This is a genomic window from Variovorax sp. YR750, assembly GCF_900109805.1.
Classification (GTDB): Bacteria; Pseudomonadota; Gammaproteobacteria; order Burkholderiales; family Burkholderiaceae_C; genus Variovorax; species Variovorax gossypii.
In genome coordinates, this window is sequence record NZ_FOBJ01000019.1 from 211,002 (window position 1) to 225,163 (window position 14,162).

Here is a 14,162-nt window from a genome sequence, read left to right on the forward strand (position 1 = left end):
CACGAACACCGGATCGCGAAGGCATTTTCGATGCGCTCGCGCGTGGCCGCAACATTGCGCATACCAAGGCGTTAGCGCATCGGAAAGGCCGAAACTGAAAGTGCGCAAGGCACGGCGAAGAGGTTTCATCCGCCGTGCCCGAGGCCGCGCCCCGCGTGTTGCGAAAGCGCCGCTTGCTCAGGCCGCGCCGGAGCCGGACGGCCGCAGCCGCCGCGCGAAGAAGGCAAGTATCTCGTCGCGCGCAGCCACCGTGGGCTGCCCCGCTTCATCGATCAGGTGCGCCGTCACCACGCTGTGCGGGCTCGCCACCACCTGCGCGAAGAAGGGCGGCGTATTGGTGTTGGCCGCGCTGTCGGGCAGCACGCGCGCCACGAAGCGCTCGCCCAGCGCCTGCGAGAAGGCCGCGAAGCGCTGCGCCCTGCAGTGCCTGTCGCCCTCGAAGCGGTAGGCCATGACGGTCAGGTCCTCGCGCTCCAGCCGTTCGCGCACCGAGGCCAGCTCGTCTGGCGACATGTTCGTGGCCTCGGGCTTGTCCATCGGCAGCGAGGGCTGGCACACCACCGGCGCGAGCATCGCGGGCTCCAGCATCATCGAGAGCGCGAAGTTGCCCGTGAAGCACATGCCGATCGCACCGACACCCGGACCGCCGCACTCGGCATGCGCAAACCGCGCGAGCGAGCGCAGCCACTGCGTGACCGGGCTCGACTCGTTGGCCGCGAAGGCGCGGAACTCGGCGCTGACGCAGGCGCGCTTGAACACCGCGATGCCTTCTTCCGCGCCGGGCACCGCGCCATCACGCCCGAACAGCGAAGGCATGTAGACGGTGAAGCCCGCGTCGCGCACCCAGCGTGCGAAGCGCGCCACGTGCGGGCTGATGCCGGGCATCTCGGTCATTACGATCACGGCCGGGCCCTGGCCCATGACGTAGACCTTCTTCTCGATGTCGTCGAGCGCGATCTGGCGCGCGCTGAAGTCGTCGAGCGGATCGTCTTCGTTCATGGAGCGTTGCTGTGCCATGGGGTTTCCTTTTTGCCGTTCAGGTCGTGCGAAAGCCGTGAAGCTTGTATTGGACCTTCGGCCTCTTCAGAATGGCAGTGTCCAATTCGACTGCTTTCAGGCTTTATCGGCCAACCATCCAGATGCATGACTTCACCGTGCTGGTGCTGCCCGGCGCCTTCAATTCCAGCGTCGCGGTCACCATGGACATCCTCGGCGCCGCGGAAGCGATGGCCGCGCGCGCAGGCGTCGCGCCGCCCCGTTGGCGGGTGTGCTCGGTGAACGGCGGCCCGGTGCAGCTGCGCGCCGGCATGAGCCTGGACACCACTCGCATGCCCGTGCGCCCCCGCGAAGATCGCTCCACCTGGGTGGTGCCGGGGCTCGGCCTCAACACACCCGGCGAGATCCGCCGATGCCTCGAAAGCGACGACGCGCTCAAAGCCATCGCAGGCCTCGCACGCCACGCCAAGGCAGGTGGGCAGGTCGCGGCCTCGTGCTCGGCCGTGTTCTTGTTGAATGCCGCCGGCCTGCTCCAGGGCCGCCGCGCGACGGTTTCATGGTGGTACGCGCCTCTGCTCGCGCGCATGTCGCCCGACTGCACCGTCGATGCCGACCGCATGGTGTGCTCCGATGGCCCCGTCGTCACCGCGGGCGCCGCCTTCGCGCAGACCGACCTGATGCTGCACCTGCTGCGCGAGCGCTGCGGCAGCGCGCTCACCGATCTTGTCTCGCGCATGCTGCTGATCGACGGGCGCCAGGCGCAGGCACCGTTCATCGCGGCGGAGGTGCTGGCCAGCGGCAACGACCTGGTGGCGCGGCTCGCGGCGCGGGTCGAGTCGGCATTGCCCGAGGCGCCGGCGGTGAGCGAGCTGGCGCGCGAGTTCTGCATGTCGGAGCGCACGCTCTCGCGCCACATCCGCAAGGCCACCGGCAAGAGCACGCAGGCGCTGGTGCAGAGTGTGAGGCTGCGGCGCGCCCGCGCGCTGCTCGAGTCCAGCCGCATGACGGTCGAGCAGGTGGCGGGGGCAGTGGGGTATCAGGACGCCACTGCACTGCGGCGCCTGATGAAGAAGGTGGCCGGAGCGAACCCCAGCCGCTACCGCGCCTGAGCAGGCGCGGCGGCCGTCAGCATTACTTGGATTACTTCTTGCGCGCGGCGATCGCCTGCTCGGCCTTCGCCACCAGGTCTGCACCGATGGTCGACTTCCACTTGTCGTACACCGGCCGCGTCGCCTTCACGAACTCGGCGCGCTCGGCCGGCGTGAGGCTGGTCACAGTCACGCCCATGCCGGCGATGTCCTTGAGCACCGGCTTGTCGGCTTCCACCAGGCCCTTGCGCGCGATGACGATCTCTTCCTTGCCCGCGTCGATGGCAGCCTGGCGCACGATGGCCTGGTCGGCCGGCGTCCACGAGGCCCAGATCTCCTTGTTGACCACGAACACCAGCGGGTCGGCCACGTAGCCCCAGGTGGTCACGAACTTCTGGCCCACGGTCTGCATCTTGAGCACCGTGAACAGGAAGAGCGGGTTCTCCTGGCCATCGACAGCGCCGCTGGCCAGCGCGGGCTGCGCATCGGCCCAGCTCATCTGCGTGGGGTTGGCGCCCAGCGCGGTGAACATGTCGGAGTAGATGGGCGAGCCCACCACGCGGATCTTCATGCCCTTGATGTCGGCCGGCGACTTGATCGGCTTCTTCGAGTTGGTGATCTCGCGGAAGCCGTTCTCGCCCCAGGCCAGCGGCACCACGCCGGCCTTGTCGAGCGTCTTGAACATCTCCTTGCCGACCTCGCCTTGGGTGAGCGCGTCGATGGCCGCGTAGTCGGGCATCAGGAAGGGCATGGAGAACAGGTTGAGCTGCTTGACCTGCGGCGACCAGTTGATGGTCGAGCCCACGGCCATGTCGATCACGCCCTGGCGCAGCGCGCTGAACTCGCGCGTCTGGTCGCCCTGAATGAGCGACACGCCCGGGTACAGCTTGATGTTGATGCGGCCCTGCGTGCGCTCCTTCACCAGGTCGGCCCAGATCTTCCCGGCCTGGCCCCACGGCGTGGGCGGGCCCAGCACCAGCGACATCTTGTACTCGGGCTTGTAGGCGGCCTGCGCCATGGCGCCGGACGAGAACATGCCGAGGGCGGTGGCAACGGCTGCAAGGCCGAGCAGGGTGCGGCGGAATTTCATGATCAAGGCTCTCCTAATAATGGTTCTGCGACGGGACGGACGAAAGAATGAATCAGTAGCCGAGCTTGCGCGGCAGCCAGAGCGCGAGCTCAGGGAAGATGATGACCAGCACCATCACCACGAACATCGAGAACAGCATCCAGCCCACCCAGCGCACGGTTTCTTCCATGCGCACCTTCGCGATGCGGCACGACACCATGAGGTTGACCGCCAGCGGCGGCGTGAACTGGCCCAGCGCCACCTTCAGCGTGAGGATGACGCCGAACCACACCGGGTCCCACTTGTAGTACTGCACGATGGGCAGCAGCAGCGGCACGAAGATCAAAAAGATCGACACGCCGTCGAGGAACATGCCCACCGTGATGAGCAGCAAGATGAGCAGCGCCAGGATGCCGTACTCGCCCAGCCCCGAGTTCACGATGGCGCGCGTGACCGGGTCGATCACGCCCAGCGTCGAGAGCGAGTACGCGAAGATGCCCGCCAGCGACACCACCAGCAGGATCACAGCCGAGAGCTCGCCCGACTCGCGCAAGATCACGAACAGGTCGCGCACCTTGATGGTCCGGTGGATGCACATGCCCACGAAGAGGCCGTAGAACACCGCCACCACCGCCGCCTCGGTGGGCGTGAACCAGCCCGCGCGCATGCCGCCCAGAATGAGCACCGGCGCCGCCAGCCCCCAGGTCGCTTCTCGAAAGCTCTTCCAGAAAGGCGGGCGCGGCAGCGTGGCCTCGAGCGCGCCCATCTTGTGCTTGCGGGCGAGCCACACGGCCGGAATCATCAGCGCCAGGCCGGCCATCACGCCGGGCACCATGCCGGCCGCGAACAGCGCGGGCACCGAGGCGCCGGGCACCAGCACCGAGTAGACGATGAAGGCGACCGAAGGCGGAATGAGAATGTCGGTGGCCGCCGCCGCGCCCACCACGCTGGCCGAATAGGCAGCGGGGTAGCCCGCGCGCGACATGGCCGCGATCATCACCGCGCCCACGGCGGCCGCATTGGCCGGGCCCGAGCCCGAGATGCCGCCGAGGAACATCGCCACCGCAATCGCCACCAGCGGCAGCATGCCGGGGCCGCGCCCCACGATGGCAATGGCAAAGTTCACGAGGCGCAGCGCCACGCCCGAGCGGTCGAAGATGGAGCCGACCAGCACGAACATCGGAATGGCCAGCAGCGGATATTTGCCCAGGCCCGCGTAGAAGTTCTGCGGCACGGCCAGCAGGCCGAACCACTGGGCGTCGCTGTTGGCCAGCGCAATGCAGGCGGCACCCGCCAGGCCCAGCGCGGCGCCGATGGGCACGCCCACCAGCATCATCACGACGAAGGCGACGAAGAGCAGGGTGGCGATCACGATGCGTCGCCCTTGCTGTTGTTGTCTTCAGCGTCGCCGTGCGTCGTCGTCTCGCGTCCGCGGCGGATCATGAGGCCTATGGCCCGCAGCGCGATGGCGAAAGACACGATGGGCAGCCAGATCGAATACCACCACGAGGGCAGGCCGATGCCGGGCGTCGTCTCTTCGAAGCGGTAGTCGTCCCACACCATGCGGATGCTGAGCGCGCCGATGAGCGTGAAGAGCACGGCGATCATCAGCGCGCCGAACTGCGCCAGCCGCTTGCGCCGCGCCATCGAGCCGCTTTCGGAGAAGTACTCGATGCGGATGTGCCGGTCGCGCGCCACCGCGGCCGAGCCGGCCACCAGCGCCAGCATGATCATCAGGAACACCGAGAACTCTTCCGTCCAGGCGAAGGAAGAATCGGTGAAGTAGCGGACGATGACGTTGGCAAAAGTGATGAGCGCCAGCGCGCCCATGATGATGACCGTGAGCCAGTCCTCGATTGCGAGGGGAACCTTGGTCGGTTCGTCTGCGGCTTCGATGTCGGGGGGAATGGGGCTGGCGGCGTCCAGCGTGGGGCCGGACTCGGGTGGAGTTGTCATCGCAGGATGGTCAGTGAGGCACGCACGAACGCCATGTCACCGGGCGGACGCCGGGACGCGTTCCGTACACCTCGACAGGGAAACTGTTACCGATGCTAGGGGGTCCATGACCATTCATGTATCGGGGGTTTCCTTAGCCGGCTGGCTTGCTGGGGTGTTTTCAGGGTGTGTGTACAGGGCGCCGGGGAGTGCGGCTGTGGGGGTTGTGGTTGGAGTGCTGTGGCGGGTTGAAGATGGGCGTGTAGGGGATGCCACTGAGCTTCGTGAGAGGCGGGCAGTGGATGAGCAGAAGTCCAAAGGGCTTGTGCCGCGGCGGTCCTCATTGGTATCACTCCATTCAATGTTCGCTTCCGAGGAAGAGCAATTGCTCAGGAATGAGCGTGGCGCTCGTCAATCCGGTCAACTGGCAGGACGTCCCGCAGGGTGTCGGTCGGGTCTTCGCGTAGACCGATCTCGGTGTGTCCTGAGTGCCGAAAGCAGACGGTGGCCTCATTCGCAGCCTCGCGGTGCTGAACGTAAATGGAGCGCCCAATCTTTCAGGGACAGCGGAGGTATCCTCAGGTTTGGACTGAAGGAGAGAACGTGCCGAGCCAACCTGTCGATACGGACGCCCACCGGAGCTTGCTTGTCAAGGTTGCAACTGTTCGCTGCCGCCAACAATGCAGCGTTGCCATTCACCCATGAGCGCGGAGCAAGTTGGCCCAAACCAGGCCTCATCAAGTTCGCACCACGCCGAGGCCGGCGGCACGTCTCCGGAACTGACAGGGGGCCAAGGCTTTAGCTTTGAAGACGCCGTCTCTGCTGTTTATGCCGCTGCCTTGCTCGGCGAGTCCACAGCCGCTGGTCTACCAGGCCGCATGGTGACTCATGTCTCCGTGCAGCAAGGCTCTTTTGGGCAGCCACTAGACGACCTCATCGTGCGCGCTGCCGGTATCGACCACGTCTCAATGACCTTCAGCGCGCAAGTCAAGCGCAAGCTCGTCATCAGCGCTGCGAAGGGGAACGAAGATTTCCGTGAGACCATCGAGCGCGCGCACGAGACCGTATCGGCCGCCGGATTCCAGCAAACCTTAGATAGGGTCGGCGCGATTGTTGGTGAGATTTCAGATGCGAGCAAACGAAGCTTCGAAACGCTGTGTGAGTGGGCTCGAGCGGAGAGTTCATCGGAACACTTTCTGCGCAAGCTGGAGACAGAGGGCGCCGCAGGGAGCAAGCTGACTCAATACGAAAGCGTTCGGAACATCCTTTCCACCAAGATCGCTCCCGGAGAACTCGACGCCGCAACACACAGGTTGCTTGGCCATTTCGTCCTCATACGCTTAGACCTGCTTACCGAGGGCTCACCCGAGGAGGCTCGGACAGTCGCAGCCCTAGGGAACACCTTGGCGCCCCCAGATCGAGCTCGGGCCGATGACCTTTGGCGCCGCTTGTTGGCACTTGTGCGTGTCTCACAGGGTAGGGCCGCCAGCTTCGATCGCAAGACGCTCGTTGCTCGGCTTAACGGCACATTCCGCCTATCCGGTGCTCCAAGTTCCCAAGCAACTCTTCAAGCAATTGCGCAGGAAAGCCGCCTTGCCGCAGCGGAGATTGCCAACAGCATTGCCGGCCTAAGTGTTCCTCGTAACAAGCATATCCAGGCCACGCTGGAAGCAGTCAAGTCGCCTGGATTCGTGCAGATTGCTGGAATGCCGGGCGCCGGCAAGTCGGTGGTTCTTCGCGCAGCGGTCGAGCAACTCGCAACGGCCGGTCCTGTCCTTTTCCTCAAGGCAGACCGGCTTCGGGGCGGCACATGGGCGCAGTACGCGGCAGCAGCCGGCATCTCGCATGGCAGCCTGGAAGAGCTCTTGGTTGACATCGCCGCCGCTGGCTCGAGCGTGCTATTTGTGGACGGTATCGACCGTATCGAAGTCAAGCACCGCGGCGTGCTGCTCGACCTGCTCAATACAATTCGAACTTCCTCCCTGCTTTCCGGCTGGTGCGTTGTTGCCACGGTCCGAGACACGGGTATGGAGCCGTTGCGCACCTGGCTGCCCGGGCCCCTCTTTTCTGCCGGCGTGCGAACGCTTACCGTCGAGTCGTTCGACGATGGAGAAGCCGAGATGCTTGCCCAGGCCAAGCCAGCGCTGCGGGCCCTCCTTTTCGGCTCCGACGCTGTCCGTGCAGTGGTTCGCAGGCCGTTCTTCGCAGCGGTACTTGCCAAGGAAGTGGAGACGGCCGGCCCCCGGGCTACTTCAGAAGTCGACCTCGCAGCTCTCTGGTGGCAGCGTGGCGGCTACGCGGCCGACCCCGCTCGCGTCGGGTATCGACGCAATGCCTTGGTGCAGCTGGCCAACACCGGCGCGCACCAACTCGGCAGACGAATTCCCATTGCTGACTTCGACGCCCAGGTGCTGGCCGAGTTGGAGTCCGACGGAATCGTGCGCTCGGTTAGAGCGGGGCACACCGTTCAGTTCTCTCATGACATCTTCTTCGAGTGGGCGTTTTTGCAGCACTTGGTCAGGATGGACGAGAACTGGCCGCAGGTCATTCGCGAAGTCGGAGAGCCGCCAGCGCTGGGACGAGTTGTCGAACTGCTCTCGCAGGCAGAGCTCGCGCACGGGGAGAACTGGACCAAGTACCTCACCGTTCTGGAGGGCAATCAAGAGCTTCGTTCGCAGTGGCTCCGAGCATGGCTGGCCGGGCCATTCTCACTGGAGACCTTTGCACAATACTCTGGCGCTTTCAACCAAGCGCTACTCGATTCGGCTCACTCCAGGGTTCGCAAGCTGGTGGTGTGGTACCAGGCTGAGAAGACCCAGCCCAATACCACCATCCTTGAGCGTACAGACGTTCCGGACCTCGACTTGGCCAAGCGGATGCTCTATGCGGACATGCTCGGCTATCCGTCCGATGTTGCTGCGTGGGCACGTTTTTGCGACTGGCTGTTGAACCACGCAGCAGAGCTGCCGGCATACGTGATCCCTGACGTTGTAGCCGCGTTCGATGTTTGGCAGAACATGTTCGCCGGATTTCGCAACAAGGTGTCTGAGCGCATCGTTCAAACCTGTTTGGCTTGGCTGTACCACATTGAGCGCCAGACTCACGACCGCGACTTTTCCCTCGATCGCGGCACATGGCGAGACCTAGGGGATGAACGAGACGCCTTAGAGGAGCTTGAGTCCGCACTTCGCAGCTTGATCCTGAATGCCGCGCTCGCGGAACGCGTATTGGTCACCCAGTACTTGCGCGATTTGAGTAAGCTGAAACACGTGCCTCGAAAAGCCGTGCAAGCAGTGTTCATGCAAGCACCCTATCTCGCCAGGGTCTGCTCGGAAGAACTAGTCGACTTCACGCTCTCAGTGGTACGCCGGCGATTACCCGCGGAGGTGAAGAACGAGATGCGAGGCCGTGACTACTTGGTTCCGCATAGCTTTAGCCATTTCGAATGGGACCATCTGTCCATAGACGACCAGTTCAGTTTCTTTCCCGCTGCCCCGACCAGGGAGCCCTTCCATTCGCTTCTGGACCAAGCGCCAGACCAGGGTAGAAGGCTAGTCCGCGAGCTCGCGAACCACTCTATTCGAGCGTGGCGGCAACTCCACCGTCTGTCGTACGAGCGGGACGGCACACCTATCCCATTCGTGCTGACGTTCCCTTGGGGAAAACAGGTGTTCTGGGGGGACAGGCGTCTCTACCAAGGCGCTCGAGGAAACTTTGGTCCATCGGCGGTAAACACGGGCTGGATGGCTCTGGAGGCCTGGGCGTTCCGGCAGCTCGAAAAGGGCGTTCCGGTTGATGACGTCCTCCGTGCGGTTCTTGAAGGGCACAAGTCTATTGGCGCCTTGGCTGTCGCCGCCGCAGTCGTTTTGCAGGCGCAGCACAGTTCCGCGACGAGTCTTCCTATCGCGACGAACCAGCGACTATGGCACTGGGACATCCAACGGCATATCCAGGACATGTCTCAGATGGCCAACCTCATTGGGTTCGGAAAGCCTCACGAGAAGCCGCACGCTCTAGCTGTGAAGGCGGGTAACGAACTGCCAGTGCGTCGCTTGGATATTCGCTCGCTGGCTACCCTCATGCTGCTTAGAGGGGGAGACATAGGCGAACAAGCCGCCGCCGCCATACAGCGCTTCCCGCAAGACCTGCCCTTCGACTATGCGGAGGAACGCAATAACGAAAACATTCGGGCAGAACTCACCAGAACAGCTGAGATCTGGGCTGAACTTGGCAAGAGGGAGAACTATCGGGCTGAAGTGAGTGAAGACAAGTCCAAGGTGCTCATTTCGGTCGAGAACCCTAGAGCCACTGGCCCAGAAATCGAGGCGATGCAAGCCAAGCATGCTGAGATGACTCGGCACCTCACGCTCTTGAACTGGGCGTACTCCTACTTTCAAGAAGGCACACTGAAGGAGTCGCTGACCATTGATGCGGCGGTACAAGCAGCCAAAGAACTCTATGCGGAAGACCTGTTTGCTACTGGCTATGAGTTCACAGAGCCTGCGCACCAACAGCAAGCTGCTGTCGCGGCTGTCGCAGCTGTCGTCGTGCGAGAGAGGGCCGAAGCGCACCTGGATTGGGCTGTTGAGGTCTGTGCTCGCGCAGCCGTGATTCCTGAGGTTCCGCAACAGTTCTTCGTCCGAAGTTCCAAACTGATGCATCACCCAGTCTTGTATGCGGCTAAGGGCTTGAACGCATGCTTCGACCTTGCTGCTGAAGGCGAGGATGTAGTGTCGCTGCAAGCCGGCCTCACGGAACTCTCGGCGCATCCGTATGAAGAAGTCGCCGTTGAAGCACTCAAGGGCCTATTGAGCGCGTGGACCAAGTACCCGAATATCGCGTGGGCAGGTATTCGACTCGCAACAGAAATTGCCCTTGTCGAAGTTCGATACGGAGCCAACGACAACACGCAGGCAATTCACTTTGCGCGAGTGCAGCAGATCATTACGACAGAGCTTGAGCGCCTTGAGTCGGGGGCTTCTATGCCGGCGTTGCCGACATGGCCCGAGCCTTGGTTGCCAATTTCGGAAGGTGAAGCTGCCGCCAAGCGTAGGCACAGAGGCCGGGAGGTCGAAGTCCGGTGGAGACTCAACCCACTTCACGTCGACACGAAGTTCCTTGAGAAAGTCCTCGACATTATCCCGGTGGATGCTGTGTTGGCTGACCTGGGGCAGCGCACGCGATTCCTCGATTGGTGCGAAGGCTTGGCCAAATGGACCATTGAGCGCGTTGCGCCGTCTTGGGCTGCGGGACGTCGAGACTTTGATGATCAGTACAGACCGAGCTACTACGGATGGCAACGCCATCTGTATGAGTTTTTCGCAAGGGTTTCTTTGAGGCTGTCGGTGCAGGAGGGTACTCGGCGCTTCCTTGAGCCTGCCATGGCAACCGATGACGAGACCTTCGGCGCCCTCGCCGAGTGGTTCTCTGGTCACCTTATGGCACAAGTCGCAGACGCCCGCGAGGTCCCGCAGGTCGCCCTTCAACTGCTTTCCGTCATCGCGGGCCGAGTGCTCGCATACGATAGTTGGCACTATGCCGGCGACGGTGGGCGATCAGAGCGAGAGTTGGTAGAGATAGTCCAGCACCTGTTCTTCGCTGAAATGGGGTACGCGGGGGGGGCGGTTCGCTTCGCCAATGGCAATTGGGAAGACGTAGGTGCCGTAATCTCGGTCTTCGAGCCGGTCTTGCGCGCGCACGGCTCTGTGACGTTCGTGGCCAAATCGTGGATGAGCCTGTGCGAGAGCAGCTTCAAACACTATCCTGTCGAACATTTCGTGGCAAACCTAGAGCACCTGTTTGGAAGCGAAGGAACGCCAGCGGGATGGCGCGGCACACAACTGCCGGCGCGGCTGGCCGGATTGATTCAGCGCTTCAGCGAGCGCACGCAGCCCATGCCAGTAGGAACCGCGAAAATGCTGCTGAAAGCTCTCGACAGGCTTGTTGATATGGGCGACCGCCGGGCGGCCGCCGTTCAATTGAGTGAAGTGTTTCGCTCGGTCCGACTCACGACTGTGTAAAACGCGCGATGCTGAGTATTCCAAACCCTGAGCTGCCATACAGCACAGAGCAAGTATGTCAGTACCCCAAAGCCCAGTCCCTACCCACCAGCCTCAGGCGCTCTGCTTCGCACCTTCTCACTCATCTGAAACAACTCCCCCGCTTTGCGAGCCATTTCAGCCGCAAGCCAAAGCAGGTTGTTCAGTTGCCGAGGCCCATCGCCGCTACACCAGTCGATCTCTTCCCCGTGGCAAACCCACAGTAGAGCTTCAAGCTGAGTAAGGGTGTTCTCAAGAAGATCCGCCGGGTCTTGTTGGGCGGTTTCTGCGGAAGCTACCGGCGTAGTTGGCCGGGCTATAGTCTTGGTAGCCATTTATGTGCGCTCCTTAGAGGTGATTGCACGTTTTTGGTTAGACGGCTGGGGTGCTCGTAACACCCTGGCCGTCGCCTTTTGATACCTCGCATCTGCATCAGTGCTTTCGCACCGACAACCTGCCGCGAGGCAAGCAGCCTTCAAACATCTCGGTAGTGGCTTGGTGTGTTGCGCCTTTCTTCTCCCCTTGTTGGGGTATCGAGTGACAGGGGCATTCACTCTAGAGAAGAACCCGGCAAACTAACCGCTGCTACAGCACGAAGTCGAGAAGACTGCCAACAAATGCAGCTTCCGCAATGCGCTGCTGCACATGCGCGTCGTGAGCCGCGCTGTGCCAGTCAACAGAGCCAGGAGTGGCGCTCAACGCTCAGGCCGATGGGGGGCCTTGCGCAGCGAAATAAAGGAGGAGGCCGAAGGCCGGGGGACATTCGCGGAGCAAGGTACCCCGTCGGCCTGAGCGCCCCCGGATGCGAGTGAGCGGAGGGCTTCAGTCCATCCAGCCCCGAGCCCGGTCCAGATGCTCACGGCACTCGCGCACCATGCGTTCCAGCAGTTCCGCGCAAGTCGGAATGTCGTCGATCAGCCCGATGCACTGCCCGGCCGAGACCACGCCGTTGTGCACCTCGCCAGACTCCAGCGCCGCACGTCCGCGCGCGCCGGCCACCAGCGGGCGCACGTCCTCGAACTCGCAGCCGCCCGGCCGGTTCTCGGTGGCCACCACTTCTTCGGAGATGGCGTTGCGGAACACGCGCGCCGTGTTGTGCAGGGTGCGGAACATCAGCTTGGTGTCGCGCTCGGTCGCCTCCACCAGCGCCTGCTTGATGTTGTCGTGGATCGGCGCTTCCTTGGTCACGCAGAAGCGCGTGCCCATGTTGATGCCTTCGGCGCCCAGTGCCAGCGCTGCAGCCATGCCGCGCCCGTCGGCGATGCCGCCCGACGCGATGATCGGAATGCGCAGCTTGCGCGCCGCCACCGGCAGCAGCACCAGGCCGGGCACGTCGTCTTCGCCCGGATGGCCCGCGCACTCGAAGCCGTCCACCGACACCGCATCGACGCCGTTGCGCTCGGCCGAGAGCGCATGGCGCACCGAGGTGCACTTGTGGACGATCTTCACGCCGTGCTCCTTCAGCGCCGCGATGAAGTCCTTCGGGCTGTTGCCCGCGGTCTCGACGATCTTCACGCCGCTGTCGATGATGGCCTGCACGTACTCCGCATAGGGCGGCGGCTTCACGGCCGGCAGGATCGTGAGGTTCACGCCGAAGGGCTTGTCGGTCATCGTGCGCGTGCGCTCGATCTCGCGGCGCAGGTCGTCGGGCGTGGGCTGCGTGAGCGCGGTGACGATGCCGAGGCCCCCGGCGTTCGACACGGCCGACGCCAGCTCGGCGCGGCCCACCCATTGCATGCCGCCCTGGATGATCGGGTAGCGGATGCCCAGCAGTTCGGTGATGCGGGTCTTCATCGTCGCGGCCTTTCGCTTACAGCGCCTTCACCAGTTCCGGCACGGCCGTGAACAGGTCGGCCACGAGGCCGTAGTCGGCCACCGAGAAGATCGGAGCTTCTTCGTCCTTGTTGATCGCCACGATCACCTTGGAGTCCTTCATGCCGGCCAAGTGCTGGATCGCGCCCGAGATGCCTGCTGCGATGTACAGCTGAGGAGCGACGATCTTGCCGGTCTGACCCACTTGCCAGTCGTTCGGGGCGTAGCCCGCGTCGACGGCTGCACGGCTGGCACCGAGGCCGGCGTTGAGCTTGTCCGCCAGGGGTGCCATCACTTCGGTGAACTTCTCCGCGCTGCCCAGGGCACGGCCGCCCGAGACGATGATCTTGGCTGCCGTCAGTTCGGGGCGCTCGCTCTTGGTGACTTCACGGCCCACGAAGCTGCTCTTGCCGCTGTCGGCCACGCCTGCAGCGTTTTCCACTGCAGCGCTGCCGCCGGTGGCTGCTGCCGCGTCGAAGCCGGTCGTACGAACGGTGATCACCTTGGTCGCATCGCTGCTCTGCACGGTGGCAATCGCGTTGCCTGCGTAGATCGGACGCTCGAAGGTGTCGGCGCTCACCACGGCCGTGATGTCGCTGATCTGAGCCACGTCCAGCTTGGCGGCCACGCGCGGGGCGACGTTCTTGCCGTTGGCGGTCGAGGGGAACAGGATGTGGCTGTAGTTGCCGGCAATGGCCAGAACTTGAGCCGCGACGTTCTCGGCGAGGTTTTCAGCAAGGCTCGGGCTGTCGGCTGCGATGACCTTGGAAACGCCGGCGATCTGGGCGGCTGCCTTGGCCGCTTCGGCGGCATTGGCGCCAGCCACCAGCACGTGGACATCACCACCGCAGGCCAGCGCTGCGGTCACGGTGTTCAGGGTCGCGGGCTTGACGGTCGCGTGGTCGTGTTCGGCAATAACAAGTGCGGTCATGTTCAGATCACCTTCGCTTCGTTCTTCAGTTTGTCCACCAGCGTCGCAACGTCAGGCACCTTGATGCCGGCACCGCGCTTCGGGGGCTCAGCGACCTTCAGGGTCTTCAGGCGCGGCTTCACGTCCACGCCCAGGTCCTCGGGCTTGACCGTGTCGAGCTGCTTCTTCTTGGCCTTCATGATGTTCGGCAGCGTCACGTAGCGCGGCTCGTTCAGGCGCAGGTCGGTGGTGATGACCGCGGGCAGCGTGAGTGCAACGGTCTCCAGGCCGCCGTCGACTTCACGGGTGACGGT

At 63.5% G+C, this 14,162-nt stretch carries 8 protein-coding genes and 1 pseudogene; 2 read left to right on the plus strand and 7 right to left on the minus strand.

Annotated elements, in window-relative coordinates; translation table 11 throughout:
* Positions 1 to 177: 177 nt before the first annotated feature.
* Complete coding sequence (locus tag BMY35_RS32360) at positions 178 to 1,017, minus strand: dienelactone hydrolase family protein (RefSeq protein ID WP_093207415.1); 840 nt, start codon at positions 1,015 to 1,017, stop codon at positions 178 to 180.
* A gap of 122 nt (positions 1,018 to 1,139) precedes the next feature.
* On the opposite strand from BMY35_RS32360, the gene BMY35_RS32365 reads away from it, so the two are divergent.
* Positions 1,140 to 2,105 (plus strand): GlxA family transcriptional regulator, encoded by a 966-nt coding sequence (locus tag BMY35_RS32365; RefSeq protein ID WP_093207418.1) that lies wholly within the window; start codon positions 1,140 to 1,142, stop codon positions 2,103 to 2,105.
* 31 nt (positions 2,106 to 2,136) lie between these two features.
* On the opposite strand, the gene BMY35_RS32370 is transcribed toward BMY35_RS32365, so the two are convergent.
* From BMY35_RS32370 to BMY35_RS32380, 3 genes are read right to left on the minus strand one after another with little or no spacing between them, the layout of a single operon-like run.
* Entirely contained in the window at positions 2,137 to 3,174 is a 1,038-nt protein-coding gene (locus BMY35_RS32370) for a DctP family TRAP transporter solute-binding subunit (RefSeq protein WP_093207420.1), read from the minus strand.
* 52 nt (positions 3,175 to 3,226) lie between these two features.
* Positions 3,227 to 4,525, minus strand: coding sequence for a TRAP transporter large permease (locus BMY35_RS32375; RefSeq protein ID WP_093207423.1), 1,299 nt, complete (start codon positions 4,523 to 4,525; stop codon positions 3,227 to 3,229).
* On the minus strand, positions 4,522 to 5,109 hold the full coding sequence (locus BMY35_RS32380) for a TRAP transporter small permease (protein ID WP_093207425.1): 588 nt from the start codon (positions 5,107 to 5,109) through the stop codon (positions 4,522 to 4,524). The genes BMY35_RS32375 and BMY35_RS32380 overlap by 4 nt, the downstream gene beginning before the upstream one ends.
* 680 nt (positions 5,110 to 5,789) lie before the next feature.
* On the opposite strand from BMY35_RS32380, the gene BMY35_RS32385 reads away from it, so the two are divergent.
* Entirely contained in the window at positions 5,790 to 11,108 is a 5,319-nt protein-coding gene (locus BMY35_RS32385) for an NACHT domain-containing protein (RefSeq protein ID WP_177213758.1), read from the plus strand.
* 840 nt (positions 11,109 to 11,948) lie between these two features.
* On the opposite strand, the gene BMY35_RS32395 is transcribed toward BMY35_RS32385, so the two are convergent.
* The 3 genes and pseudogenes from BMY35_RS32395 to BMY35_RS32405 form a co-directional block, all read right to left on the minus strand.
* Positions 11,949 to 12,920, minus strand: coding sequence for an NAD(P)H-dependent flavin oxidoreductase (locus BMY35_RS32395; RefSeq protein ID WP_093207432.1), 972 nt, complete (start codon positions 12,918 to 12,920; stop codon positions 11,949 to 11,951).
* Positions 12,921 to 12,936: 16 nt separating this feature from the next.
* Positions 12,937 to 13,869: an electron transfer flavoprotein subunit alpha/FixB family protein gene (locus tag BMY35_RS32400; protein WP_093207435.1), complete on the minus strand. Its 933-nt coding sequence runs from the start codon at positions 13,867 to 13,869 to the stop codon at positions 12,937 to 12,939.
* Between the two features lie 2 nt (positions 13,870 to 13,871).
* A pseudogene (locus BMY35_RS32405) lies at positions 13,872 to 14,162 on the minus strand (electron transfer flavoprotein subunit beta/FixA family protein); the annotation flags it as partial.

What these genes read in the sequence shown, in the direction of transcription:
- BMY35_RS32360 (WP_093207415.1), bottom strand. Translation starts at nt 1,017, where the DNA reads ATGGCACAGCAACGCTCCATGAACGAAGACGATCCGCTCGACGACTTC.
- BMY35_RS32365 (WP_093207418.1), top strand. Translation starts at nt 1,140, where the DNA reads ATGCATGACTTCACCGTGCTGGTGCTGCCCGGCGCCTTCAATTCCAGC.
- BMY35_RS32385 (WP_177213758.1), top strand. Translation starts at nt 5,790, where the DNA reads ATGAGCGCGGAGCAAGTTGGCCCAAACCAGGCCTCATCAAGTTCGCAC.
- BMY35_RS32395 (WP_093207432.1), bottom strand. Translation starts at nt 12,920, where the DNA reads ATGAAGACCCGCATCACCGAACTGCTGGGCATCCGCTACCCGATCATC.
- BMY35_RS32400 (WP_093207435.1), bottom strand. Translation starts at nt 13,869, where the DNA reads ATGACCGCACTTGTTATTGCCGAACACGACCACGCGACCGTCAAGCCC.
- BMY35_RS32370 (WP_093207420.1), bottom strand. Translation starts at nt 3,174, where the DNA reads ATGAAATTCCGCCGCACCCTGCTCGGCCTTGCAGCCGTTGCCACCGCC.
- BMY35_RS32380 (WP_093207425.1), bottom strand. Translation starts at nt 5,109, where the DNA reads ATGACAACTCCACCCGAGTCCGGCCCCACGCTGGACGCCGCCAGCCCC.